The sequence below is a fragment of the Clostridium sp. MB05 genome (assembly GCF_046581255.1).
GTDB lineage: Bacteria > Bacillota > Clostridia > Clostridiales > Clostridiaceae > Clostridium.
In genome coordinates this window covers 554,301-580,909 of sequence record NZ_CP174370.1, presented here as the reverse complement: position 1 = coordinate 580,909, position 26,609 = coordinate 554,301, and the positions used below count along the sequence as shown (strand labels likewise).

22 protein-coding genes and 7 tRNA genes are annotated in these 26,609 nt (G+C 29.0%); all 29 read right to left on the bottom strand.

Features of this window, described 5'->3' with window-relative positions:
- Positions 1–98: 98 nt before the first annotated feature.
- The 29 genes from dusB to ACH36K_RS02705 all read right to left on the bottom strand — a co-directional run bounded on the left by dusB (position 99) and on the right by ACH36K_RS02705 (position 26,500).
- Positions 99–1,076 (bottom strand): tRNA dihydrouridine synthase DusB, encoded by a 978-nt coding sequence (dusB, locus tag ACH36K_RS02845; protein WP_411169486.1) that lies wholly within the window; start codon positions 1,074–1,076, stop codon positions 99–101.
- 6 nt (positions 1,077–1,082) lie between these two features.
- A complete protein-coding gene (locus tag ACH36K_RS02840) occupies positions 1,083–1,862 on the bottom strand; it encodes a type III pantothenate kinase (protein ID WP_411169485.1) in 780 nt (259 codons plus the stop codon).
- Positions 1,863–1,995: 133 nt separating this feature from the next.
- Positions 1,996–3,666, bottom strand: coding sequence for a formate--tetrahydrofolate ligase (locus tag ACH36K_RS02835; protein ID WP_411169484.1), 1,671 nt, complete (start codon positions 3,664–3,666; stop codon positions 1,996–1,998).
- Positions 3,667–4,005: 339 nt separating this feature from the next.
- Positions 4,006–5,808, bottom strand: a complete 1,803-nt coding sequence (ftsH, locus tag ACH36K_RS02830) for an ATP-dependent zinc metalloprotease FtsH (protein ID WP_411169483.1) — start codon at positions 5,806–5,808, stop codon at positions 4,006–4,008.
- Between the two features lie 48 nt (positions 5,809–5,856).
- Positions 5,857–6,396: a hypoxanthine phosphoribosyltransferase gene (gene hpt, locus ACH36K_RS02825; protein WP_411169482.1), complete on the bottom strand. Its 540-nt coding sequence runs from the start codon at positions 6,394–6,396 to the stop codon at positions 5,857–5,859.
- 4 nt (positions 6,397–6,400) lie between these two features.
- Positions 6,401–7,795 (bottom strand): tRNA lysidine(34) synthetase TilS, encoded by a 1,395-nt coding sequence (tilS, locus tag ACH36K_RS02820; RefSeq protein WP_411169481.1) that lies wholly within the window; start codon positions 7,793–7,795, stop codon positions 6,401–6,403.
- Between the two features lie 158 nt (positions 7,796–7,953).
- Complete coding sequence (gene spoIIE / locus ACH36K_RS02815; protein ID WP_411169480.1) at positions 7,954–10,338, bottom strand: stage II sporulation protein E; 2,385 nt, start codon at positions 10,336–10,338, stop codon at positions 7,954–7,956.
- Between the two features lie 504 nt (positions 10,339–10,842).
- A tRNA-Leu gene (locus ACH36K_RS02810) sits at positions 10,843–10,929 on the bottom strand.
- A gap of 5 nt (positions 10,930–10,934) precedes the next feature.
- Positions 10,935–11,011: transfer RNA gene (locus tag ACH36K_RS02805), tRNA-Met, on the bottom strand.
- Positions 11,012–11,017: 6 nt separating this feature from the next.
- Positions 11,018–11,093, bottom strand: a tRNA-Met gene (locus ACH36K_RS02800).
- A 22-nt stretch (positions 11,094–11,115) separates the two neighbouring features.
- A tRNA-Leu gene (locus ACH36K_RS02795) sits at positions 11,116–11,202 on the bottom strand.
- Positions 11,203–11,207: 5 nt separating this feature from the next.
- Positions 11,208–11,284 (bottom strand) — tRNA-Met (locus ACH36K_RS02790).
- A gap of 6 nt (positions 11,285–11,290) precedes the next feature.
- Positions 11,291–11,366: transfer RNA gene (locus ACH36K_RS02785), tRNA-Met, on the bottom strand.
- Between the two features lie 22 nt (positions 11,367–11,388).
- Positions 11,389–11,475 (bottom strand) — tRNA-Leu (locus tag ACH36K_RS02780).
- Between the two features lie 187 nt (positions 11,476–11,662).
- A complete protein-coding gene (locus ACH36K_RS02775) occupies positions 11,663–12,073 on the bottom strand; it encodes a S1 domain-containing RNA-binding protein (RefSeq protein WP_411169479.1) in 411 nt (136 codons plus the stop codon).
- 82 nt (positions 12,074–12,155) lie between these two features.
- Positions 12,156–12,440: a septum formation initiator family protein gene (locus ACH36K_RS02770; protein WP_322379399.1), complete on the bottom strand. Its 285-nt coding sequence runs from the start codon at positions 12,438–12,440 to the stop codon at positions 12,156–12,158.
- An 83-nt stretch (positions 12,441–12,523) separates the two neighbouring features.
- Positions 12,524–12,913: a spore cortex biosynthesis protein YabQ gene (gene yabQ, locus ACH36K_RS02765; protein ID WP_411169478.1), complete on the bottom strand. Its 390-nt coding sequence runs from the start codon at positions 12,911–12,913 to the stop codon at positions 12,524–12,526.
- Between the two features lie 8 nt (positions 12,914–12,921).
- On the bottom strand, positions 12,922–13,215 hold the full coding sequence (gene yabP, locus ACH36K_RS02760; protein WP_411169477.1) for a sporulation protein YabP: 294 nt from the start codon (positions 13,213–13,215) through the stop codon (positions 12,922–12,924).
- 51 nt (positions 13,216–13,266) lie between these two features.
- A complete protein-coding gene (locus ACH36K_RS02755) occupies positions 13,267–13,527 on the bottom strand; it encodes an RNA-binding S4 domain-containing protein (RefSeq protein ID WP_411169476.1) in 261 nt (86 codons plus the stop codon).
- A 62-nt stretch (positions 13,528–13,589) separates the two neighbouring features.
- The gene (locus ACH36K_RS02750) at positions 13,590–13,865 is read right to left on the bottom strand and encodes an HU family DNA-binding protein (RefSeq protein ID WP_016206851.1); all 276 of its coding nucleotides are present in this window, start codon (positions 13,863–13,865) and stop codon (positions 13,590–13,592) included.
- Between the two features lie 204 nt (positions 13,866–14,069).
- Positions 14,070–15,542 carry a nucleoside triphosphate pyrophosphohydrolase gene (gene mazG / locus ACH36K_RS02745; protein ID WP_411169475.1) on the bottom strand — a complete coding sequence of 491 codons (1,473 nt, stop codon included), beginning with the start codon at positions 15,540–15,542 and terminating at the stop codon, positions 14,070–14,072.
- A gap of 15 nt (positions 15,543–15,557) precedes the next feature.
- Entirely contained in the window at positions 15,558–17,096 is a 1,539-nt protein-coding gene (locus tag ACH36K_RS02740; RefSeq protein WP_411169474.1) for an oligosaccharide flippase family protein, read from the bottom strand.
- A 107-nt stretch (positions 17,097–17,203) separates the two neighbouring features.
- The gene (gene spoVT / locus ACH36K_RS02735; protein WP_411169473.1) at positions 17,204–17,752 is read right to left on the bottom strand and encodes a stage V sporulation protein T; all 549 of its coding nucleotides are present in this window, start codon (positions 17,750–17,752) and stop codon (positions 17,204–17,206) included.
- Between the two features lie 171 nt (positions 17,753–17,923).
- Positions 17,924–18,904, bottom strand: coding sequence for a peptidylprolyl isomerase (locus ACH36K_RS02730; protein WP_411169472.1), 981 nt, complete (start codon positions 18,902–18,904; stop codon positions 17,924–17,926).
- 96 nt (positions 18,905–19,000) lie between these two features.
- Complete coding sequence (mfd, locus tag ACH36K_RS02725; protein ID WP_411169471.1) at positions 19,001–22,507, bottom strand: transcription-repair coupling factor; 3,507 nt, start codon at positions 22,505–22,507, stop codon at positions 19,001–19,003.
- Positions 22,508–22,527: 20 nt separating this feature from the next.
- On the bottom strand, positions 22,528–23,103 hold the full coding sequence (pth, locus tag ACH36K_RS02720) for an aminoacyl-tRNA hydrolase (RefSeq protein WP_411169470.1): 576 nt from the start codon (positions 23,101–23,103) through the stop codon (positions 22,528–22,530).
- Positions 23,104–23,220: 117 nt separating this feature from the next.
- The gene (locus ACH36K_RS02715) at positions 23,221–24,363 is read right to left on the bottom strand and encodes a S1C family serine protease (RefSeq protein WP_411169469.1); all 1,143 of its coding nucleotides are present in this window, start codon (positions 24,361–24,363) and stop codon (positions 23,221–23,223) included.
- A 29-nt stretch (positions 24,364–24,392) separates the two neighbouring features.
- A complete protein-coding gene (locus ACH36K_RS02710; protein WP_411169468.1) occupies positions 24,393–25,814 on the bottom strand; it encodes an ATP-binding protein in 1,422 nt (473 codons plus the stop codon).
- The gene (locus ACH36K_RS02705) at positions 25,814–26,500 is read right to left on the bottom strand and encodes a response regulator (protein WP_411169467.1); all 687 of its coding nucleotides are present in this window, start codon (positions 26,498–26,500) and stop codon (positions 25,814–25,816) included. The genes ACH36K_RS02710 and ACH36K_RS02705 overlap by 1 nt, the downstream gene beginning before the upstream one ends.
- Between the last annotated feature and the right edge of the window lie 109 nt (positions 26,501–26,609).

Sequence of the window (26,609 nt, the reverse complement as noted above, 5' to 3'; positions counted from 1 at the left end):
CCAATATTATAAATAAATATATAATATTATTTTAACAGATATATATTATTCTCGCTTTTAATATATTTATTCCTTATAAAACCTATTAATTACATAATCTAATAAATTCTTCTTAACTCTTCTTTATAATTATTAAGTAATTGGATAACAGCATTGCTTTCATCTAGGGCATTCATTACGCCTCTTATATCATTGCTCTTTGGTAATCCTTTAAGATACCACGAAGCATGCTTTCTCATTTCTCTTACTGATTTATGTTCTCCATCATACTTAAGAGCTAGTTCATAGTGTCTTAAGCACATATCTATTCTATCTAAATATGTTATTTCTAAAGGTGGTTCTCCTTTTAGTTTATGTTGAATTTGTTTGAATATCCAAGGATTTCCCATACTTCCCCTTGCAACCATTATTCCATCACAGTTAGCTCTTTCCTTTAACTCTAGCGCATCTTCAGCTGTAAATACATCTCCATTTCCTAGTACAGGAATTGATATAGCCTCTTTTACTGCTCCTATTATACCCCAATCTGCTTTACCTTCATACATCTGCTCTTTTGTTCTTCCATGAACTGTAACAGCATCTACTCCAGCATCTTCAAGCCTTTTTGCAAATTCAACAGCATTTATATTATTTTCATCCCAACCTTTTCTAAATTTAACCGTTACTGGTTTATTTGATACTTTTTTTATTTCTTTTACTATATTGGCAGCTAATTCTGGATTCTTTAATAAAGCTGATCCTTCTCCATTTTTAGTAATTTTATTTACAGGGCATCCCATATTTATATCTACTATACAAACATCTTCTCTATCATTAAAATGTCTTTGTACTACTTCTGCCATTATTTTAGGATCATTTCCAAATATTTGTGCAGCAACAGGCATCTCTTCATCAGCTATTCTAAGTAATGACTTTGTATTTTCGTTACCATAATAAAGTGCCTTTGCACTTACCATTTCTGTATAAACTAGTCCACATCCCATTTCCTTACATAACCCTCTAAAAGATATATCTGTTACTCCTGCCATAGGTGCTAGAAAAACATTATTTTCAAATTCTAGGTTTCCAATCTTCATATTATACTACTCCTTATTTTTTTCGTATATTATTCTTAACCCCTCTAATGTTAAACTAGAATCTACCTTATCTATAACTTTAGTTTCTTTAGCTATTAAATTAGCCAATCCACCTGTTGCTATGACTAAAGGCTCATCAGAACCAAGATCTATCATTTCTTTTTTTATCTTGTTTACTATATATTCTACCTGCCCTATATATCCATAAATTATACCTGATTGCATGCTAGATATAGTATTTTTACATATTATATTTTTGGGTACTTCTAATTCTACTCTTGGTAACTTTGCAGCTCTATCAAATAAAGCATCTGACGCTATTCTTATACCTGGAGTAATGCACCCTCCAAGATAGTTGGCATCTTTAGTTAGCGAACAGAAGGTAGTAGCTGTTCCAAAATCTATTATTATAAGATCTCTTTTGTATTTATCATGTGCAGCTACAGCATTTACAATTCTATCGGCTCCAACTTCTTTTGGATTATCATATTTTATGTTTATTCCTGTTTTAACTCCAGGTCCTACAATCAAAGGATTTATTCCAAAACTCTTTTTTATCATATTTTCTAATGAATGCATTATATTTGGAACAACGGATGAGATTATTATTCCCTTTACTTCCTTCGGATTTAAGTTACTTTGAATAAAAAGTTGCATAACTTGAATAGAGTATTCATCAGATGTTTTTTTTGCATCAGTAGAAATTCTCCAGCCAGCAATATTTTCAGAATTATTATATACACCCAAGACTATATTGGTATTACCTACATCTACCACTAAAATCATACAAGCACCACCTTAATACAATTAAAAGCAGCTTTGAAAGCTGCCTTTATTTAAATAAATATAATCACAATAAATTTAACAATTTAATTTTAACAATTACAGAGTATTTGTCAAGTGTTGTAAATTCCATATATTAAAATAATCCTATTATTTCTCCATTATCTAATATATCCATTTTGTTAGCCGCTGGTACCTTTGGAAGTCCTGGCATTGTCATTATATCGCCATTTAATGCCACTATAAACCCTGCTCCATTAGATATTCTTACTTCCTTTACTGTTATATCAAAATTTTCTGGTCTACCTAATAACGCTGGATTATCAGAAAGTGAATATTGTGTTTTTGCCATGCAAATAGGTAATTTATCTAAGTTGAACTTTTCTAACTCTTTTATCTGCTTTTTAGCATTAGGTGTAATAACTATACCTTTAGCTCCATATATTTCTTTAGCTATTGTAAGTATTTTATTTTCTATACTATCATTCAAATCGTAAATTGGCTTGTATTTAGCCTCATCTTTTTCTAGTGTATCAAATACTATCTCACCAAGTTCTACTCCACCTTCTCCACCTTTAGACCATACATCTGATAAAGCAACCTTTACTCCAAGATTATTGCAGTACTCTTTTATAAATTTAACTTCTTCATCAGAGTCTGTTGAGAATTTATTAATAGCTACAACAACTGGAACATTAAACTTTTTAATATTTTCAATTTGCTTTTCTAAGTTTGAAATTCCTTTTGATAAAGCTTCTACATTAGGTATATTTAACTGTTCCTTATTTACTCCTCCATGATTTTTCAATGCTCTTACTGTTGCAACAATAACAACACAATCTGGACTTAACTCTCCATATCTACACTTAATATTTAAGAACTTTTCAGCACCTAAATCTGCTCCAAATCCAGCTTCTGTTACAACTATATCACCTAATTTAAGAGCCATCTTAGTTGCTATTATTGAATTACATCCATGTGCTATATTAGCAAAAGGTCCACCATGTATTATTGCAGGTGTATTTTCTAATGTTTGAACCAAGTTAGGCTTTATAGCATCCTTCATAAGTAATGCCATCGCTCCTTGTATATCTAACTTCTTTGCATATACTGGGTTACCATCTAAATCATAGGCTATTAATATATTCCCCATTCTTTCTTTAAGATCTGATAAACTATTTGATAAGCATAATATAGCCATTATTTCTGATGCTACAGTTATCATAAAACCGTCTTCTCTTAAGAATCCATTAAGTTTTCCACCTAACCCCACAACTATATTTCTAAGAGATCTATCATTTATATCTATAACTCTCTTAAATATTATTCTTCTTGAATCAATTCTTAAATCATTTCCTTGATGTATATGATTATCGATCGCTGCCGCCAATAAATTATTAGCACTAGTAATAGCATGCATATCCCCTGTAAAATGTAAATTTATATCTTCCATAGGTACTACTTGAGCATATCCACCACCAGCTGCTCCACCCTTTATCCCAAAAACCGGTCCAAGTGAAGGTTCTCTTAAAGCGATAACTGCATTTTTACCCATTTTGCAAAGTGCTTGCCCTAACCCAACTGTAACTGTTGATTTACCTTCTCCTGCTGGTGTAGGATTTATAGCTGTTACTAATACTAACTTTCCATTTTCTTTGTTCTTGTTTTTTTCAAATATATCTAATGATAATTTGCATTTATACTTTCCATATTGTTCTATATCATCTTCTGTTAAGTTTAGCTTTTGAGCAATTTTAGTTATATGCTCCATCTTAGCTTCTTGAGCTATTTGTATATCACTCTTCATACCAATACACTCCCACTTCTTTTAAAATTATTTTCTATTGTTATTTTATACATAAATTATATCATCTAATCTATAACATTCAAATATCAATTCGAATATTTACACTTTTGTATCAATCATTTTTCGTATTTTAGCCACTTTTTTTGCAATTTATTAGCTTTATGATTATATATCGTTCGAATTTTATATTGTTTAATTCTTAGAAATCTTTTATAAGCATAAAATAAATATACTTTTCCACATTTGATTATTAAAAGTCTTATATAATCACATTTTCAAAACTTTAAACTTTTATACTTTCTTATATATGAAAAAGAGCAGTCTATAGACTGCCCTTTTTTAACTTTGGCTAAAAATTCTTTCGAATTCTTCTCCATCTATTTTTTCTTTTTCTAATAAAGTTTCTGCTACTGCATGTAATTTACTTATATTTTGACTTAATAATGTTTGTGCTCTCTCATATGCCTCATCAATAAATCTCTTAACTTCTTTATCAATTTCAGCTCCAACTTCTTCACTGAAGTTTCTACTTCTTCCTAAGTTCCTACCTATAAACACTTCATTATTATCATTTCCATAAGAAATAGTTCCAAGCTTTTCGCTCATTCCATACTCCATTACCATAGCTCTTGCAATAGCACTAGCTCTATCAATATCATTCTTAGCGCCAGTACTTATATCTGATAATATTATCTTTTCAGCTAATCTTCCTCCAAGTAATCCTACCATATCATCTCTTAACTTTTCCTTTGAAGTGTAAGCCCTATCTTCCCTAGGCAAGTGCATTGTATATCCACCAGCCATTCCTCTTGGTATTATACTTATTTCATGTACTGGGTCGGCATGTTCTAATAGCTTCATTACAACTGCATGCCCTGCTTCATGATAAGCAGTTAATTTTCTATCGTGTTCACTTATTGCTCTACTCTTCTTTTCAGGACCAGCTATTACTCTTGTTATAGCTTCTTCAAAATCCAGCATTCCTATTAGCTTTTCATTTTTTCTAACAGCTAAAAGAGCTGCTTCATTTGCTAAATTCTCTAAGTCTGCTCCACTAAACCCAGGGGTTCTCTTAGCTAAAACTTTTAGTTCTACATCTTCGGATAAAGGTTTCTTTTTAGTATGAACCTTTAATATTTCTTCTCTTCCTTTTACGTCAGGAGCTCCAACAACTATTTGTCTATCAAATCTTCCAGGTCTTAATAAAGCTGGATCTAATATATCTGGTCTATTAGTTGCTGCAATCATTATTATTCCTTCATTTGCTCCAAATCCATCCATTTCAACTAATAGTTGATTTAATGTTTGTTCTCTTTCATCATGACCTCCACCAAGACCTGCTCCTCTTTGTCTACCTACAGCATCAATTTCATCTATAAACACAAGTGATGGTGCACTTTTCTTAGCTTGCTCAAAAAGGTCTCTAACTCTTGAAGCACCAACCCCAACGAACATCTCAACAAAATCTGATCCTGATATACTATAAAAAGGAACACCAGCTTCACCAGCTATCGCTTTTGCTAATAAAGTTTTTCCTGTTCCTGGAGGACCAACTAATAAAACACCTTTAGGTATTCTGGCTCCCATTTCAGTATATCTTGATGGTTGCTTTAAGAAATCAACTATTTCTTCTAGTTCTTGCTTCTCTTCATCAGCTCCTGCTACATCATCAAATGTAACTCTCTTTGCATCTGGAGGCATTATTTTGGCTCTACTTTTTCCAAAGTTCATAACACCTCTTCCTCCACCGCCGCCTTGTGACTGCTGTGTCATCATAAAGAAGAACACAAAAACTAAAACCATTAACATTAATGTAGGAATTATACTAATCCATATACTACTATTTGAAGGTTGTTTGAATTCTATCTTTATATTGTCCTTAGGATTTTGAGTCATTAACATTTGTACCATTTCACTTGGTGCATATGTAGTAAACTGTTTATTGGATGTAGTTTTTCCTGAAATTATCATTTTATCAGGATGAACCATAACACTCTCAATCTCATCATTAACCCATTTTTGTTGGAAATCACTGTATGATATTTCATCTGCCATCTTACCGCTATTCCATAGGAATGTTGCAGATAAGAAAAGTATTAAAATTACAAATATCCATACTGTTGCACTTGAATATTTTTTCATTCAAGAGCCCCCCTTTCTTCTAGTTTTTTTATTATATTGCATTTTCTTCTAATTTATATATATTTCTTCTTTCAATATACCTATAAAAGGTAAGTTTCTATATTTCTCTGAATAATCTAACCCATAACCAACTAGGAACTCATCAGGAACTTCAAATCCACAATATTTAACATTTATATCAACTCTTCTTCTAGATGGCTTAGTTAGTAAAGATATTATTTCTATACTATTAGCCTTTCTAGTTTTTAGATATTTCAATAGATAATCTAATGTTACTCCACTATCTATTATATCTTCTACTATAATTATGTCTTTTCCTTCAATGCCATGATCTAAATCCTTTAATATTCTAACAACACCAGAAGTTTCTGAAGAACTTCCATAACTAGATACAGCCATAAAATCAATTTCACATGGTATAGTTATATTCTTAATAAGATCAGATGTAAATACTACTGACCCTTTTAAAATTCCTACAATTAATAAGTCTTTTTCTTTATAATCCTCACTAATTTTACTTCCTAAATCTTTAACTTTTTTTAATATTTCCTCTTCACTTATTAATATTTTTTTTATGTCTCTTATCATTCCTTTATTCCTTTCTAGTAAAAGTAATTTTTATTATCTTTTTTGTTTCATTGGTTATTTTAAATTTATCCGAAACCTTATACCCTACTATCCAAGCTATTTCATCATCAAAACATAAAATAGGAATTTGATCTCTTAATTCCACAGGCACTTTTAAGTCTATAAATATATCTTTTAATTTCTTATTGCCTTTCATTCCTAAAGGAGTGATTTTATCCCCATTTTTTCTTTTTCTAATAACTAGCCCTTCTTTTATATTATCATAATCGAAATATTTTATTAATACATTATTAGAAAATTCTATATTATTTTTGTCTTTTATAACTTCAAAATGAACCTTGCAATTATTATAATCAAAAGAATATTTATCTAACTTATCTTTATTTATTAAGGCTTCTATATCTTCGTATTTTTCATGGTTATATTCTTTATTTTTTAAATATATATCACCATAAATATTTTCTGCCATTATACCATTAGGCAAATCTATCTTTTTATTAGTCGTATTTTTAGATAAATCAATAACTTCATAAATATGTTTCATTTCAAAGTTGTTGTGCTTTCCTGTAAATTCTATAAATGATTTCTTTATAAGCCTTGTCAATATTGCTTTATCTAGCAAAAAGGCATCCTTTGATATAACTATAAATTTATTTTTAGTTATACAATACTTTTTATAACTATTATTACATTGTTTTTCTATAAAGTCATTATCTATTTGTAATAATCTTGACATTCTATTTATTGTATCTATAATATCTTCGTTAAAATTCTCTTGCATATATGGTAATATATCTAACCTAACTTTGTTTCTACTATATATCTTTTCTAAATTAGTTTTATCTATTCTAGGATTTAAATTGTTTTCTTTGCAATAATTTTCTATTTCACTTCTTGAAAGACACAATATAGGTCTTATTATACCATTATTTCTTTTGCTCCTAATTCCACAAAGGCCCTCTATTCCAGTACCTCTCATCATATTCATAAGCACTGTTTCAGCTTGATCATTAGAATTATGAGCTACTGCAATTTTACTATAATTATGTGTATATTTTATGTCATTAAAAAATTTATATCGTTCATCTCTACCTGCCATTTCATGAGATATATTTTTTTCTTTTGCTATAGAATTTATATCTACTCTCGTAGAATAAAACTGTATTCCCATCTTCTTACATAAACTTTCTGCGTAAGCTTCATCTTTTAAAGCCTCTTCACCTCTTAGCATATGATTTACATGGGCTGCACCAATTTCTATATTTAGGCTATCTTTAATTTTGTAAAGTACATGAAGTAAACAAACTGAATCAGGCCCTCCAGATAAAGCAACTAATACTTTATCATTTTTCTCTATAAGATTGTTTTGTAAGATAAAATCTTTTACTTTGTTTATCACATCAAAACTCCTTAGTATAATTATTTTAATATATAATATAATAACCTTAACATCTATATATGTAAATATTTATAATTAGTTAATTTTTACAACATTTAAAATTGAAGAAGATGAGACACTAAAATCAGTTCCCATCCTCTTTACTTTCAAATCTTTCATTAATATACAGAATACATCTTAGATACTAGTACAGTCATGTCATCCCATACTTTTCCACCACTTAAAACTACAGCCTTTTCAAGAATATCTCTAGATAACGCCGATGGATTAGTGTCTGAATATCTCAAGTACTCTTCTAACCAAGAATAGCTACCAACATTATTTTTATCTATATCTAATACACCATCACTAATAGAAACTATTATATCACCATGCTTTAATTTCATTTTGTTTGAGCTTACGTCAACACTATCCAATATACCAAAAGGTAAACTGTTAGATTTTATAACTTTTACCTCTTCTCCACTCTTTATAAAACTAACAACCCCACCAATTTTTATAAATTCTGCTTCTCCCGTATACAAATCTATTATATTTAAATCCATTGTTGTAAATTTTTCATCTTCATTAAATTTCATTGCCATTATAGAGTTTACTGTATTTATAGCTGTTTTTTCGCTAAATCCATTTTCTATGAATTTCTCAATTAAATCTACAGCTAGCCCACTTTCTACTCCAGCTTCTGGTCCTGATCCCATACCATCACTAACTATAGTTAAATAAGTTCCATCAGTGTTCTTAGAAAAACTGTAGCTGTCTCCTGTAGAAGTTTCCCCCTCCTTAGCCCTAATAGCTGCATATGAAGACATGTGATATTTAGGAGTTTCCTCTATTATAATTGAGCATTCATCTGTATCAGGATTAATTCTACATCCTTCGCTAGATATAGATACAGGAACTCTAACTAAACCATTTATAACAGATAGAATATTTTTACTGCAGTAATTTCCACCTTCACAATTACTTAAAGTAATTTTTATTTTCATTCTTCCTTTTCTATCAAGATAACAAAATACATCTTTATATTCTATTTTATTTTTATTTAAAGCCTTTCTTAAAACCTTATCTATTTCTGAACAAACAGATATATCTTTTTCAAAATCTCTAATCATATCACCCATGGTAGAGGATATATTATTTATATGATTTGCTATTAAATTTCTACCTTCACTTAATCTAGTCTTCAAAGCCTCATTTACAGTATAATTATTTACAATCTCTTGAGCGTTTTTAATTAAACTTCTTTTTTTAACACATTTTTTCTCTAAATCCTGAGGAAAATATACATCATTATTTTCACAACTACTTATAAGTTCTGAAAATCCTTCAAACGTAGAATGTAAATTTCTATCCCAGCATCTTTGCTTAAGCTCACAATTATAACATACTCTATCTGCTAAACTTTCCACCATAGCGGTTCCTTTATTATTTAGTGATAATATGTCATTTTCACCTAAATTTAATACAGAAGCAGATAGGCTTGATAATATAGATTTCATAGAATTTAATCTATCTACAAATTCATTTTTTACACCATTTAAGTGTATATCGTTAATAACTTCAGCCTTTTTCTCTTGATTAAACTCCTTACTTATAGATTCTATAATCATTTTAGGAATAGCAATAAATATACATAAAGCAAATAAAACTTCTAGACCTCCATTGATAGTAAGCCTATTAGAATACATGGATATTATAAAGTAACTAACAAAATATGCTAGTGAAGAAAATACTCTCCCAGTATCCTTAAACACTCCAACAATAAGCCCACATAAGCTATATAAACTAATGGATGTAACTATATCATTATTAGTTATTCCTATTACAAATCCCATTGAAATTCCTATTGCAGAGCCTAATCCTACGCCTCCTACATATGAAAAAATAGCTATTGTAAATAATGCAAATATATTTCTAATATAAATCCCTAAAATACTTACATTACCTACTCCCGAAATTAATAAACATACTAGTATTCCTATACTTATTAATTCTTCTGTTGAGAAAAAATAATTACTTTCTAATTCATCTATACAGTTAAACGCATAATTAAGTATATATTTTACTGGTATTATACTTAATACCTTTAAAGCAGAAAATGTTAAATTTACACCTACAGGTTGACTATATGTAACCCAATTATATATAAAAAACGTTAAAAATATTAACCCAAATGTTATTACATCTCTTTGCTTTAACTCTAAATTGTTACATATTTCAATATAACCCATTACAATTACAGCTACTATACAGTATGCTATAGCCCCTTCTAAACTTCTATATATAGATAAATAACCCATTATAATTCCTAATAATGATAAAAGTATATCTTTGCTCTTTTCTTTTTTTATTCCTATAAGATATGCAATTCCAAAAGGTGCTATTCCCATTTCTATTGTTACAGATAATAAAACTCTACTCAGTAAAAAACCCATTATAAAAAATGCAACTGATTTAATAGGTGTTTTTTGTAACCTTAATTCTTTTTTATTGCTTCTATTCTCCAATCTCTTGTATGTTGATATATCCACTCCGTATTGCATATATTTACCTCCAACTTCCATAAAATGTAATTAAAATTATATCATTTCATTGTAGAAATATATGTCATATGATGTACCCTATTACTTTTTTTCGTTGGACAATAATGTATAAAATTCCTTATACATAGATAAATAATTTCTATATGTATATATATTTAAAATTAATATATACATTTCAAAAATCCAGATACTGTAAAGCATTACGTTTATTTTAAATAAAATAGCCTTTGTATTTATATAAACTTTTTTTCAATATAAATTTGTCACTATACCTATTTTTATGAAGAATAAACATTTTAAAAATATTAATAAATACATTTTAGTTATCATATAATTTATTTTGCACTTATCACTAATTATAAAAAAGTGGACATATATAAATTTACTTATTTCGTCGCTCTGATCCAATTCAATGCAAACTTACATATGTCCACCTACAAACTGAAGGTAAGGAAAGTATAAAACAAATATAAAAAAAGCACTTAAGAATATTCTTAAGTGCTTTGGTGCTGAAGACCGGAATCGAACCGGTACGGTATCGCTACCGCAGGATTTTAAGTCCTGTGCGTCTGCCTGTTCCGCCACTCCAGCATATATGGTAGCGGAAATAGGACTTGAACCTACGACACCCCGGGTATGAACCGAGTGCTCTAGCCAGCTGAGCTATTCCGCCATATTATGGTTGCGGGGGCAGGACTTGAACCTACGACCTTCGGGTTATGAGCCCGACGAGCTGCCAACTGCTCCACCCCGCGATATTATAAGCTAAATTCAACTTGGTGCTGAAGACCGGAATCGAACCGGTACGGTATCGCTACCGCAGGATTTTAAGTCCTGTGCGTCTGCCTGTTCCGCCACTCCAGCATATATGGTAGCGGAAATAGGACTTGAACCTACGACACCCCGGGTATGAACCGAGTGCTCTAGCCAGCTGAGCTATTCCGCCATATTATGGTTGCGGGGGCAGGACTTGAACCTACGACCTTCGGGTTATGAGCCCGACGAGCTGCCAACTGCTCCACCCCGCGATATTATAAGTTGAATTTAGCTTGGTGCTGAAGACCGGAATCGAACCGGTACGGTATCGCTACCGCAGGATTTTAAGTCCTGTGCGTCTGCCTGTTCCGCCACTTCAGCATATTTTTTCGCCGTCCTTCAACGACAAAATTAATTATATATTATGTTTTATATAGTGTCAACATATTTTTTGTTTTTTTATACTAACATTATGTAATTTACATTATAAAAGGCTATTATGCATAAAGCACTTAGCCTTTTATATAGATTTATATATTAAATTTATATGATGTCTCTAACTATTTAACTAAAAGCTTTTTCTTCCACTTTTAGATTTAAAATCTTGATTCTTCTTAACATCTTGCATTCTTTCTTCGCTGTCTTTTAAAAATCTTGACATTATATCTTCAAAATTTCCTGCATTAGAACTAGTTTTTTTGTTCTCTGAAGCCCAATCTATTTCGACAGGCTTAATTGATTTTTTTTGAACATTAGCTTGCTTTATTGATAAGCTTATTTTTCCATTATCATCGATTGATATTACTTTTACCTTAACCTTATCTTGTTCATTAAGATGTTGTCTAATATCTTTTACAAATGAATCTGCCACTTCTGAAATATGAACTAATCCTGTTTTACCCTCAATTTCTATGAAAGCTCCAAAACTAGTAATATTAACTACTGTACCCTCTAATATGTTTCCTGCCATTAAGGTCATTTTACAAAGATTCCTCCTTAAAAATTAAATAATATATGTTATTATAATAATAACCTTTTTCTATAATTTTAAAACATATTCTTTAATTTTGCTTCTGGGAATTTACAACTTTTTCTCCTTCTTTTGTCATTCCTAATCTTTCTCTAATAAGCTTTTCTATATATTCATCAGATTCGACTTTTTTTAAATCAGCCTCTAATTTACTATTTTTATCTTTAAGCTCCTCTAATTGTTTTTGACTAATAGAAATATCCTCTTGAATTCTTTTCATTGTAATTTCCTGTTTAATATAATTAAATATAAAAATTGCAAAAATAAAAACTATAACTAATCTTTTAAGAGTTAATTGCTTTTTAATTGCTCTCACCCTCTTTAAAATATATTATATATTATATTTTAAACACTATATATATTTTATTCAAGCTATTTTTTTATGTTCACGCTTTTTCCTTATTTTTTTCCTGAAATATTAGAATATATAATTTTTATAGGATAAATTAAATTTTTTAAAATTACTCTTATAACTCTACTTAATTTATCTATTATACTTCTCTCTAATTTTAAAACTATAGGACTAACAAATCTTAAGTAAATAATCAAAGTTATAGTCATGAAAATATATACATATGGTCCTAAGAAGGCATAATTGGTGTATAGTAAAAAAGTAAACACTATAATAGCAGTTAATATCCAAAATAATATATCTTGTATGATAATTATTATCTTAGGTATTTTTACTCCTCTTATTATGTTGTAAAGATCAAACATAATTCCTATTAATATTCCGGAAATAATTGAATACATAACTATGTCAAATTGAGCTTCTATTGATAAAGGCATATAATCTCCTACTTAAATAACTTAGAAATTATATTTTCTTTTTCTTTTTTAACTTCTTTACTACTATATACTATAGAGGATATATTTCCTATAATTATAACATCACCATTTTGCACATCTAGCTTATTCATTTTCAATTCCGATCCCTTGATTGTTAAAAACCCTAATTTTGTATTTAATAATATCTTTTCATCATCGAAACTTATTACTTCTTCTACTCCAGTAAGTATTAATTTTTTTCTATTCTCTAAAGTTATATTACCCCTTGGCTCTTCTAACTTATTTTCATTCTTCTTTTCCATTTTATCTCCTCCACATATTCTTTATAAAAATATATGAATGAGATAGTATTTTTATTCTTTATCTTCTTCTCCTTCTAGTATCTCGTACATTTCTTTTGCATTTTCTTTTTTAACATGTTCTACAATATTTATTATTCTAGCTTTTAATGATCTATTAGCAAATTGAATTTCTATTATATCACCTTCTTTTACAACTGTAGATGGCTTAGCTACCTTATTATTAATAGAAACTCTCCCACCCTCACATACTTCCTTTGCTACTGTTCTTCTTTTTATTATTCTTGAAACTTTAAGATATTTATCTAACCTCATAGTTAATCTCCTTATTAATTTATATTATTAAAAGAACCCGAGAAATCTCGGGTCCTATTATACTATTTATTAACTTTTTCTTTAAATTCTTTACCAGCTTTAAATACTGGAACTGTTGAAGCTGGAATGTTTATAGTTTCTTTAGTTCTTGGATTTCTTCCTTCTCTTGCAGCTCTTTCTCTTGTTTCGAAAGTTCCGAATCCAACTAATTGAACTTTCTCACCTTTTTCTAAAGCTTCTTCAACGCTTTCTATAAATGCTTTTAGAGCTAACTCAGCATCCTTTTTAGTTAATTTACTTTTTTCTGACATGCTAGTGATTAATTCTGCTTTATTCACAATTACATCCTCCTTAAATAACCCGTTATATATTTTTAGTAGTTAACTATTTCTGTTAATATGTACTATAACTACATTCTCTTATTATATATCGTCTTTTAATACTAGTCTATAAGATTATGATTTTTTTGTTATAAAAGCTATTTATTACAATAAGTTATTTATAGTATAGTATAAACCATTATATATTATTCTTCAAACATCTTATAAATCCTTCTTATTTTCGTAAAATTCTTTACTTTTTGCCTTATTCCATAGTTCATCCATTTCTTCTAATGTCATTTCACTTAAAATTTTATTAGATTTTAAAGCTGTTTCTTCTATAAACGAAAATCGTTTTATGAATTTTTGTATAGTTGAATTAACTGCTTCCTCTTCATCAACATTTAGTATTCTGGCTACATTAACACATGCAAATATTAAGTCTCCTACTTCATCTTTTATTTTTTCCTTATTATTGGATTTATATACATCTAATACCTCTTTTAATTCTTCTTTTACTTTTAAGGCTGCATCTTCTACATTATCCCAATCAAAACCTACCTTAGAAGCCTTTTTTTGCACCTTATGTGCCCTAATTAAAGATGGTAGTGCATTAGCTATAGCATTCATTTCTTCCGTTACTGTAGTAAAGCTCTTTTCCATTTTCTTAAGCTCTTCCCAGTTGCTAAGAACCTCCCCACTATTATCAGCCTTACCTTCACCGAATACATGAGGATGCCTATATATCATCTTATTGCATATAGATTCAATTATATCATAAACGTTAAAGTATCCGTCCTCCTTTCCTATAGATCCATGAAATACTACATGCAATAAAACATCTCCCAATTCCTCAATCATACCATCTATATCATCATTATTTATGCTATCTATAACTTCATATGCTTCTTCTAAAAGTTGATTTTTTATGCTTTCATGAGTTTGCTCTATATCCCAAGGACACCCATTTTCTCCTCTTAAAGTATCTATTATTTCAACTAAATCATTAAAATCTTTTTTATTATTAATATCTTTAGGTATATATATAGATGTTAAATAATCTATATCATCTTGCATATCTAACTCATATATTGGAATTTTTCTTATAGATTCTTCTGAAACTATTCCAGCTGCTCTAACATAATATATCTCAGTATCATCATTATAATATTCTAATAATTTTAACTTTACCTCAGAGGCTATTAATGGGTTATATACTTGAGTTATTATAGTTCCTATTCTCTTATCTAAAATTTGATTTTTCATATCAAATGCGTCTATAACCTTTAACCCTTCTATAGGATCTATTTTTAATACATCCATCATAGCATCTATAAAACTTACGGCTGGTAATATAGTATATTCTATCCCTTTTTCTTCACATAAATTTATAAGATTAAAAACCGATTTTTCTGCTACTAAAGGATGTCCTGGAACTGCATATATCATTTCTTTAGTATCTAAATATTTACTTACTATATCCTTTGCTATATTTTCATACACCTCATCAAAGCTATCAGATATTTCATAATAATTATCATATGTTTTAAACTCTTTTATTTTTCCTTTTAAATAATCTACTGTAGGATGTTTTTCTGTTCTAAAGTATATATTCTTTCCTTCTTCTAAAGCTTTAACCGCTCCTATTGTTAAGGCTTCTGGTGCTCCTGGTCCCAACCCTATTATCTTTATCATTAGGTCCTCTCCTTACTAATTAATTTTTATGACTTTACTTTTTATTTCATCTATACTAAATACTTTTAATATTAGTATTAATACCATATATATAATAATACCCAAAAATATAGCTACTAAGCAAGAAAATCCATTGCTAGATGTCTTATTAAATAAAAATAAATATGTGGCTAATACGCCAGCTATCATAGCTAAGGAAGCAATAATTGGCTTAATAAATGTTTGATATATACTTAACCTTAGTTTCAATCTCTTTTTTAGTGATACTAAATTTAATATAGTTGATACTAGGTATGCTGATATGCTTGCTATTACAGCTCCATATATATTAATATTAGCCATTGGTACTAGTGTAAAGGTTAATATAACCTTTACTATACATCCTATAAACAAATTTATTATAGGTCTTATATAATGACCTATTCCTTGCATAATAGATGTTGTTGTTTGAGTTATTATTATAAAAGGAACAGATAAAGCTAAATACTTAAGTATTAATATGCCATCCCATTTGCCAGGGAATATAACTTTCATTATAGGTCCTGCTAAGAAAAACAATCCCATAGTACAAGGCATCGCTATTAACATAGATAACTTTAATGACAATTGAACTTTCGATTCTAAATCCTTTCTTTTATTCATTATATAATTTTCTGCTATTATAGGAATTAAAGAAGTTCCTAATGCCATAGATAATGTTAGTGGTATATTTGTTATTACATTTGCTTTCCCTGTTAATTGAGCATATAAAATCGTTGCTCCTTCTGAGGTTAATCCTGCTTGTAAAAGCTTTTGAGGAACTAATATAGAGTCAATTAAACTCATGATTGTTCCAACAGTTGTACCTACAGAAATAGGTAATGCTATCTTTAATATAGAAGTCAATACTTCTGGATTGCTTTTAACTTTTTTATTCCACATTTGTTTCTTTACTTTTTTGTATTTTTCATAAAGATATGTTGCTCCTATTACTCCTCCTGCTGCTGCACCAAAGGCTGCTCCCCCTGCTGCATATTCTATTCCCTTTGGTAAAAGTAATATGGCAAGTCCAACTCCTATTATAACTCTTCCTATTTGTTCAAGTATTTGGGATACTCCCGATGGAGTCATATTTTGTAATCCTTGAAAAAAACCTCTATATATTGTCATTATAGATATTATAAATGGTGCAAAGGAGATTCCAAGTAATGCATAATATGATTTTGCATCCCATTGAACAAAATTAATAATAGGTTTAGCAAAAAAGAATAATATAAGGGTTGTACCAACACCTAAAAACATCATTAAAATTGTTGATTCCTTTACAATTTCAAAGACTCCTTGTATATCTCCCTTTGCTTTTTTTTCTGATATCATTTTTGAAATAGCTACTGGTACTCCTGATGCCATAGCAACGAAAAACATATATAGCGGATATGACATTTGATAGTATCCAACACCTTCGTCTCCTATAAGCATTATTAATGGCCATCTAAAAAATAATCCTAGAAATCTTGCAACTATTCCGGCTATTCCAAGCACTAAACTTGCTTTAATTAATGATTGTTTTCTCATAAAATACCTCCAAACTTCAAATAGGCTTTAGTAAATTTGTATTGTAAGTTTAGAGGTATTATTACTTTATTTTATTGATAACTTTATATTTGATTAAATATTTATTTTTATTGTTCCATTTGCTTACCTAAGAAAGCTGAAGCTGTTTCAGATAACTTTAATTCTACTTCTCCCAGCTTTTCTCCAGATTCTTTAGATAATATTATTACTGCTCCAATTGCATCGCCTTCTGCTATTATTGGAGATATTACTTGGCTAGCATATTTTCCTGCTTCATCATCATTATGTAATGGAATAGTTTTTGATTGTTCTGTTATAAGTATAGCTCTTCTATCTTCCATTATTTTTTCTAGTTCTACGCTAACCTTTCTTTCCATATAATCTCGCTTAGGAGCACCGCTAACTGATATAAATGCATCTTTGTCTGCTATTAAAACAATATGTCCAATTGCTTGTTGTAAGCTTTCTGCATATTCTTTAGAGAAATCTGTTAATTCTCCAATTGGTGAATATTTTTTTAAAATAACCCCACCTTCTCTATCAGTGAAAATCTCTAGCGGATCACCTTCTCTAATTCTTAAAGTTCTTCTTATTTCTTTTGGTATAACAACTCTGCCTAAGTCATCAATACGTCTAACAATTCCTGTTGCCTTCATTATTGTGAGATACCTCCTTTTATTAATAATAATTAGTTGCAATATTATTATTTGACTTCTTAGAAATTTTATACCCATATAACCAAATTTTATAAAATTCAATATTTGAAAGTTTATATAAAAATAAGCCCAGCTAATTTTTATATAAATTAGCTAGGCTTATTTAGTTTACTAAAGTTTATCTTCGTATGTCTTTACCTTATAATCTTTTTTCCATTGTTCAAGCGAATCTTTATACACTTCATTCTTCTTTTGATTCTCTAAAGTAGTTTTTATAGAGTCTTTTGATTCATCAAAAGTCTTTTGTTTTACATCTGTTGCTTTAATTATATGATATCCAAACTTACTCTTTACTGGTTCTGATATTTCTCCCTCTTTAAGGTTTTTAACGCCAGCCACGAATTCTGCAACATATTGAGTTGAATTATAAGGTACAACTCCTAAACTTCCACCAGCATCTTTTGTTCCTGGATCTTCTGAAAATTCTTTTGCTAAAGCAGCAAAATCTTCACCCTTTGCAGCTCTTTCTCTTATTTCTTTAGCCTTTGCTTCATCAGATATTAATATATGGGCTACATTAGCCTCCCCGAAACTATCTTTATTTTCATCATAATATGTTTTTATATCTTCATCAGATATATTTATATCTTTAAATATCTCTTCTGCCACCTTAGTTGATATTAATTGATTTTTCATACCTTCACTAAGCTTAGTAGTATATTCATCTAATGTCATACCAGTAGCTTCAAGAGCTTTATTCAATCCTTCTTCTCCGCCATAATTTGCCTTTATACTATCAATATACTTTTTAGTTTCAGTATCAACTTCTTCTTGAGTTGGAGCTAAACCTAGGTCTTCAGCTTTTTTCGTCATGATTTTTTCGTCAACTAACATGTTTAAAGCTTGAGTTTTCACAGTTTTTATTTGTTCTGCAAGCTGAGCATTTTTTTCAAAATCTTTTCCATATTGTTGTTCCATATATGGATTTACAATTTCATCTACATCTCCCTTTGTAATCTTAGTATTCCCCACCTTTGCTACAACTGTGTTTTTAATTGCTTCTGGTGTCTTTTGTATCATTTCACATCCAACTGCTGAAAAAGCAAATATACTTAAAGCTCCTGCAGCTATAATTTTTTTAATTTTAATCAATGATGTTCCCTCATTTCTCATTTAATTTGTTTCAATACCATTATACTTAATTAGTATATCAATATTGTGACAGTTATTCAATTTATAAAAATATCTTTACATATTTTTTGTTAAATTATCCAACATTTCTTTATAAAATGCTAAAGAAGTTTTCTTAATCTCTGAATCTCTTACTGCAAAATAAGGTTTTTCACCAAACATTAAGAACACTTTATCTTTGTAGTTTTCTAGTAAATACTTATATATACTGTTTAAATCTCTAATTCCCTCTGCAAATATAAATTTAACCTCTTTTGGCGTTTCTTTTATTTCTTCTATAGAAAGAATTTTAGCTCTACTCTTTATATAAGCTATATCCATTAAATTATAAACAGGTTCTGGAACTTCTGAATATCTATCTTCTAATTCAGATTTTATATCCATGTAGTCTTCTAATCCATCTATTGCAGCAATCTTTTTATAAACCTCTATCTTTTGTATTTCATCTTCAATATAAGTTCCTGGTATATATGCATCTACTTTTATATCAACTGTTGTTTCAATAGGTTCCTTTTCTATTTCTCCCTTTATAATTTTTATTGTATCTTCTAGCATTCTACAATATAAATCATACCCTATTGCAGCCATATGTCCATGTTGAGATGAGCCCATCATATTTCCTGCTCCTCTAATCTCTAAATCTCTCATGGCTATCTTGAATCCAGATCCTAGTTCTGTAAAATCTTTAAGCGCCTTCAATCTCTTTTCAGCTACTTCTGTTAAAATTTTATCTTTTGTGTACATAAAATATGCATATGCTATTCTATTGGATCTTCCTACTCTACCTCTTAGTTGATAAAGCTGTGATAATCCCATCTTATCTGAATCATGAATTATCATAGTATTAACATTTGGTATATCTATACCAGTTTCTATAATTGTAGTACAAACTAATATATCATATTCCCTATTCATGAAACTTACCATTTCTTTTTCTAACTGTCTTTCTGTCATTTGCCCATGTATAATTCCAACCTTACATTCAGGCACTAGCTCACTTATATATTTAGCCATTCCTTCTATACTTTCAACTCTGTTATATACATAGTAAACTTGGCCACTTCTATTTACTTCTCTTAATATTGCATCTCTTACCAGTTGATCATTTTGCTCAACTACATAAGTTTGAATTGGATATCTTTCTTCAGGTGGAGTTTCTATTACAGATATATCTCTTGCTCCTGTTAATGACATATGCAAAGTTCTAGGTATTGGCGTTGCACTTAAAGTTAACACATCTACATTTTTCTTTAGGCTCTTTATCTTTTCCTTTTGAGCAACTCCAAATCTTTGTTCCTCATCTATTATTAAAAGACCTAAATCTTTAAATACAATATCTTTAGAAACAAGTCTATGTGTTCCTATTAATAAGTCAACATTTCCTTCTTTAGCAGATTGAAGTGTGCTCTTTTGTTCTTTTGCACTTCTAAATCTACTTATCATATCTATTTTTATTGGGAAATCTGAAAATCTTTTTGTCATATTTTTATAATGCTGCTCCGCTAATATAGTGGTAGGAACTAAAAATGCCACTTGCTTTCCATCCATAACAGCCTTAAATGCTGCTCTAATAGCTACTTCCGTTTTTCCATAACCAACATCACCACACAAAAGTCTATCCATAGGCTTATCTGATTCCATATCTACCTTTATTTCTTCCAGAGATGTTAGTTGGTCTGGTGTTTCTTCAAATGGAAATTCATCTTCAAATTGTTTTTGCCATTCTGTATCTTTTCTAAATTTATGCCCTTTTAATGTGGCTCTTGCTGCATAAAGCTTTACTAAGTCTTCTGCTATTTCATTTATTGACTTTTTAACCTTTGCCTTTGCCTTGTTCCACTCATTACTTCCAAGTTTATTTACCTTAGGAGTCTTACCTTCACTCCCTATATATTTTTGAACTAAGTCAAGTTGATCAACAGGCACATATAACTTATCACCTTTATCATAGACAATATCTAAGTAGTCCCTCTTATGGCCTCCTACTTCAATTTGCTTTATACCTTTATAGACACCCACACCATGATTAGCATGAACAACATAATCTCCAAGTTTAAGCTCTGCGAAACTTTTTATCTTTGCTATGCCTTTTCTTGCACTCGCTTTTCGGGATATTTTTCTTTTAGCTTCTCCAAAAACATCTTTATCAGAAATTATGCATAACTTTAAATCTGGGTATTCAAATCCTTTTAGTAAGTTTCCAAAAGTTATTACAACCTCCCCAAATTCTATTGATTTTATATCCTCTCTATATGAACTTTCTATCTCTCTATCTCTTAATGTATTTACAAGTCTCTCTCCTCTTGTTCTTGTTCCTGATAATATTATTGTTTTGTATCCCTTTGACTTCTTATCTTTGATATCCTCTATTAATAAGTCTAATTGACCTTGGTAACTATTAAGTGTGATTTCCTTAATTGAGTATCTGTCTATTGGATTTAACATCTTGGTATTAACTGCAAATACATCTAAAGTTATAACTTTTTGTGTTTCTAGATTTTCAATTAATTTTTCTTTTTCTATTAAAAGCTTATTTTGTGAAGGTAAAATACCACCTCTTTGCAAAAAGGCTTCATAGTTTTCATTAAATTCAAAATAGCAGCTTTCTAACTTTCCTTCACATTTTTTAACATCATCCACTATATATTCATAGTCTTTTACATAGTTAAAAAAGCTATCTGGCTTATCATAAAAATAAGGTAAATAACTATCTAAAGTTTCAAATGTCAAAGTTTCAATTAGTGATTCTATATTAGCATTTACTATAGATTCCAACTTTTGAATTCTTTCATCCTTTTCATTAGAAGAAGCTTTAATAACTTCTAATTCTCTAAGCATATTTTCTTTTCCTCTGCTTAAGGATTCTTCACTTAAGATAACTTCTTTAGCTGGAAATATCTCTACACTGTTAACCTTCTCAATACTTCTTTGAGATTCTGTATTAAAAGTTCTTATAGATTCTATAAAATCTCCAAAAAGCTCTATTCTATATGGGTAAGTAGAAGTTGGTGGAAATACATCTAGTATTCCTCCTCTTAAAGAAAACTCACCTTTTCCTTCTACTGCCTCTACTCTTTCATAACCACTTTCTACTAGCTTTTTAGATAACTCCTTAAAGTTAACCTCATCATCAACCTCAAGTTTAAAAGTGTACTCTAAAAATAATTCCTTTGGAGTATAAACAGAGGTTAGTGAATCTATAGATGTCACTATTATTTTATTTTTGTTATTTAAAATTTCCTTAATTACTTTTAATCTAGCCCATCTTAAATCTCCTGAAATAGCGTCTATATTATAAAAAACTACTTCTTTTGCAGGAAAGTAGTAAATATCATTTGTATAAAAGCTCAAATCTTCATATATATTTTTAGCTTCCATATCACTATGAGTAAGTATTATCATGGATGATTCTAAGTTTTCGTATATTCCATAAATACTATAGCTTTTTCCTGAATCTGATAATCCATTTATATTAATTGGGTATCTTTTTTTCTTAATACTTGATATTATTTCATTAAAAGCAGAGCTGTCCCTTAAAGGCTGCAATACCCCCTTTAATCTCATTAATCTACACCGTCCTTAATCTATTGTTTTTTTGATGCTTTAAAACCATTTAATTTATTCATTGCTTCCTTAGTTCCATCTTTAATTATTCCTTCTACACCAATTAAAGAAGCTTCTATAACTTCCATTAAGACTTCTGATTCTTCCTTACTAAACCTACCTAAAACATGCGAAACTAAATCACCATTAGGTTGTCCTACGCCTATCTTAATCCTTGGGAAAACATCTCCACCTATGTTAGCTATTATACTTTTAATGCCATTGTGCCCCCCTGCACTTCCCTTTTCTCTAATTCTTAGTTTTCCAATCTCTAAACTAATATCATCATAAATCACTATAACTTCATCATCTTTTAGTTTATAGAAATTCATAACTTCTCTTATACTTTCTCCACTTAAATTCATATATGTAGTAGGTTTTAATAAAATAACTTTATTATTATTTATAAAGCCTTCACCGTATACCCCTTTAAATTTTATCCTATTTATATCTATATTATACTTATTTGAAATATAATCTATAGCTTCAAATCCTATATTATGTCTAGTGCCTTCGTATTCCTTTCCTGGATTTCCTAGTCCAACAATTAAAAACATATCCTGAAACCTCCTAATTACTATCGGCATATTTATTATTATACTATTTTTTTACAATAATAAAAGTCCTTTAAAATAAAATTGCAACCCTTTAATTGAGTTGCAACTATTATACATCTATTGGCTAATACTATCTAGTTTTATTTGTAGATTTCTGACTTCCCCATCTCTCATTACCTTACAATTTAAAGTATCTCCATCTTTTTTATTTTTTAGTATTTTAGATACTTGATTTATACTTGTTATTTCATTTCCATCTATATTAAATATTATATCAGTAGGCCTTAGTCCTGATTTATATGAATTGCTATCACGCTTTATACGCGCTACATAAAAACCAACTACAGTAAATCTATCTTTTCCATTAATGAAGCCACCTTCTAAAACACCAAGTATATCTTTAACTTCATTTGTAGAATTTATTATCTCCTCTAAGGAACTTACATCAACAGCATAATATAATCCATTTTGTTTCATATCACTAGTTATCTTATAGCTAGCAATTCCTATAAGCTCTCCATTTAAATTACTTATTATTCCACCTGTATTTATAGGTGTTATTGGTGTATTAAGCTCCAATAATTCATAAGTATTATTTTTTATTTTCAAATTTCTATTAGTTGATGTAATAATCCCTGGTATTATATTATCTATATAGTCATCACCTACTGAGTTGCTGATAAGAGCAATTTTTTGCCCTTCAAATTTCTCTGATTTTGAAGCAAATTTAATTGGTACTAATTCATTACTATAATTGACTTGTATTATTGCCATATCAAGTTCTTCATTTCCTACAATAAATTCTGCACTAATTGGTTCACTATCAATTGATGATAACTTAACATATATTTGACTTAAATCTTTTACCTTAGAATAATTTGTTAATATTTTTCCATCATTATCTATTATTATTCCTGTTGAATTATTATCAAAATATAAGTTTTCAGTTAAATGCTCTTTACTATCACTTATTGTAACTAATGACTTTTTTAACTTTTCTGCCAATCTAGAGTAATCTATAGAAGAAGCACCATTTTCTATATTTTTATTTATTTTATTAGACATATCTTTATATTTTTTTTCTATAATTAAATTAGAAAACAATACTCCTGATAATCCAGCTATAATAAATAAACATATAATCTTGCTACCTATCTTAATGTTAGATTTTATTTTTTTCCTCTTAAACTGTATTGAAGGAAAACTTTCATCCATAAATTTTTCTTTATTTTTTAGTTTGTCTTTTATATTTTTATTCATAGATTTCATTCCTCCTATACTGTGTCTCTCTACTTAACCTGTCTTCTAAGAGTAAATGTGAATTTAACACCTTTATCAGGAATATTATTAACCCAAATATCCTGATTATGCTGTGATAATATTAATCTAACAATAGGCAACCCTAGGCCAGTACTTACTTTGTTTGTTCTAGACTTATCCCTTTTATAGAATCTATCCCATATTTTATTTATATCTTCTTTGGAAATATTAGGCCCACTATTAAATATACTTACATAAACCAATTCACCTTTAGCATATGTTTCTATTTGAATTTTTCCACTTTCCATTCCATACTTTATTGCATTTTCAAGAAGATTAGTTACAACTTGTATTATTCTATCTCTATCTGCAATACAATACTCATGACTATTATTAAATATTACTTCAACATTAATTTTCTTTTGCTTTATCTTTCCTTCTAAATTTAAGGTACATAAAGTGATAATTTCATTTATATCTAATTTAACAATATTCAAATTAAATTTTCCTGACTCCATAGATGATATATCTAAAAGGTCATTCACAAGTCTTGATAGTCTGCAAACTTCATCATTTACGATATTTAAATAGTAGTTTTCTTTATCTTTAGGAATAACTCCATCTATAATCCCTGTTATAAAACCCTTAATAGAGGTTATAGGTGACCTTAATTCATGAGATACATTTGAAATAAATTCTCTCCTTATGTTATCTACTTTCTCTAAAGATTCTGCCATTATGTTAAATGAATTAGCTAGCTCACCTATTTCGTCTTGAGAATCTATATAAACTCTCTTTTCAACTTCTCCTTTAGCTAACCTTTTGGCAGCATTATTTATTTCAGATAAAGGATTTATTAATATTTTCTGAGCGAAGTAATAAGTTACTATGCTAGACAAGATAACTGCAACTATTACAGATATCCAAATTATAATATATATTTTTTTTGATTCACTAATATTTTGATTATTTTCTATAAGAACTACTGATCCATTAAAATTCTCTTCATTAAATAATGGTTTTGAGTATGATTTAAGTTTTTTGTTATCCTTATCAAAAAACTCTTTTTCTATCATTTGTCCAGATTTTAATAGTTTCATCTCTGAATCCGATATACTTAGCTTACTATATTTTAAATAAGAAAGGTTATCATTAGATACAGCATATACATAACCTTGATTATCTAAAATTATAGAGTCCATATTAACTGATATCTTAACCATCTTCATTGTATTTCTTAAATCATCATATGAAGTTTCATTATTCTGATTTAAATATTCTAATGTAGAATCTTGAATTAAGTCTATATACTTATTTGCAAGCTCAGTTCTTTTATTTAAATATTCTCTATTAATAAATGCTGATATAATCATTCCCACTAATATTAGTATTATTGAAGTAATAGATGAAAAAGCAATTAAAATTTTGTATATAACACTTTTTCTCTTCATTATTTCACCTCAAATTTATATCCAACTCCCCAAACTGTCTCTATTTGCCAGTTATCTCCACCACTAATTTTTTCTCTTAATCTTTTAATATGAACATCCACCGTCCTAGAATCACCTGGATAATCATACCCCCAAACCTCACAAAGCAATTGTTCTCTTGTAAAGACTTTATTTTTATTACTTGCTAAATAATGAAGTAATTCAAATTCTTTAGGAGGCATTTTTATTTCTACATCTTTATATATAACATTATAAGAAGCTGAATCTACAACTAAGTCAGGATAATTAACTACCTCAGTGTCTTTTTCATCATAATTATATCTCCTCATAACTGCTTTAACTCTTGCTAACAACTCTTTCGGCTCAAAAGGCTTTACTACATAGTCATCTGCTCCTAATTCTAAGGCTAAAACCTTATCGAAAGTATCTCCTTTCGCAGTTAACATAATTACAGGTATTTGACTAAACTTTCTAATCCACTTTAAAACTTCTATTCCATCCATACCTGGTAACATAATATCTAAAAGCACTAAATCTGGCTCAAACTCATCAAAAATACTACTAGCTTCTCTTCCATTATGACAAATTCTTGTTTCATACCCAGAACTTAATAAATACATATTTATAACTTCACATATATTTTCATCATCATCTACAATTAATACTCTACCTAATCTATTATCCATAATAACACTCTCCTTATTTTTATTATAATTGATTTATATCTTATTTTTAGCTTTTTACATTAATTATAAATAATAATTAATAATTGTAACAATTTATTAACTATTATTT

Excerpts from the sequence above, each read along its gene's own strand:
- dusB (WP_411169486.1), bottom strand. The coding sequence starts at position 1,076 with ATGAAGATTGGAAACCTAGAATTTGAAAATAATGTTTTTCTAGCACCT.
- ACH36K_RS02840 (WP_411169485.1), bottom strand. The coding sequence starts at position 1,862 with ATGATTTTAGTGGTAGATGTAGGTAATACCAATATAGTCTTGGGTGTA.
- ACH36K_RS02835 (WP_411169484.1), bottom strand. The coding sequence starts at position 3,666 with ATGAAGAGTGATATACAAATAGCTCAAGAAGCTAAGATGGAGCATATA.
- ftsH (WP_411169483.1), bottom strand. The coding sequence starts at position 5,808 with ATGAAAAAATATTCAAGTGCAACAGTATGGATATTTGTAATTTTAATA.
- hpt (WP_411169482.1), bottom strand. The coding sequence starts at position 6,396 with ATGATAAGAGACATAAAAAAAATATTAATAAGTGAAGAGGAAATATTA.
- spoIIE (WP_411169480.1), bottom strand. The coding sequence starts at position 10,338 with ATGCAATACGGAGTGGATATATCAACATACAAGAGATTGGAGAATAGA.
- ACH36K_RS02775 (WP_411169479.1), bottom strand. The coding sequence starts at position 12,073 with ATGACCTTAATGGCAGGAAACATATTAGAGGGTACAGTAGTTAATATT.
- yabQ (WP_411169478.1), bottom strand. The coding sequence starts at position 12,913 with ATGCCTTTATCAATAGAAGCTCAATTTGACATAGTTATGTATTCAATT.
- yabP (WP_411169477.1), bottom strand. The coding sequence starts at position 13,215 with ATGGAAAAGAAGAATGAAAATAAGTTAGAAGAGCCAAGGGGTAATATA.
- ACH36K_RS02755 (WP_411169476.1), bottom strand. The coding sequence starts at position 13,527 with ATGAGGTTAGATAAATATCTTAAAGTTTCAAGAATAATAAAAAGAAGA.
- mazG (WP_411169475.1), bottom strand. The coding sequence starts at position 15,542 with ATGATAAAGATAATAGGGTTGGGACCAGGAGCACCAGAAGCCTTAACA.
- ACH36K_RS02740 (WP_411169474.1), bottom strand. The coding sequence starts at position 17,096 with ATGAGAAAACAATCATTAATTAAAGCAAGTTTAGTGCTTGGAATAGCC.
- spoVT (WP_411169473.1), bottom strand. The coding sequence starts at position 17,752 with ATGAAGGCAACAGGAATTGTTAGACGTATTGATGACTTAGGCAGAGTT.
- mfd (WP_411169471.1), bottom strand. The coding sequence starts at position 22,507 with ATGAGATTAAAGGGGGTATTGCAGCCTTTAAGGGACAGCTCTGCTTTT.
- pth (WP_411169470.1), bottom strand. The coding sequence starts at position 23,103 with ATGTTTTTAATTGTTGGACTAGGAAATCCAGGAAAGGAATACGAAGGC.
- ACH36K_RS02715 (WP_411169469.1), bottom strand. The coding sequence starts at position 24,363 with ATGAATAAAAATATAAAAGACAAACTAAAAAATAAAGAAAAATTTATG.
- ACH36K_RS02710 (WP_411169468.1), bottom strand. The coding sequence starts at position 25,814 with ATGAAGAGAAAAAGTGTTATATACAAAATTTTAATTGCTTTTTCATCT.
- ACH36K_RS02705 (WP_411169467.1), bottom strand. The coding sequence starts at position 26,500 with ATGGATAATAGATTAGGTAGAGTATTAATTGTAGATGATGATGAAAAT.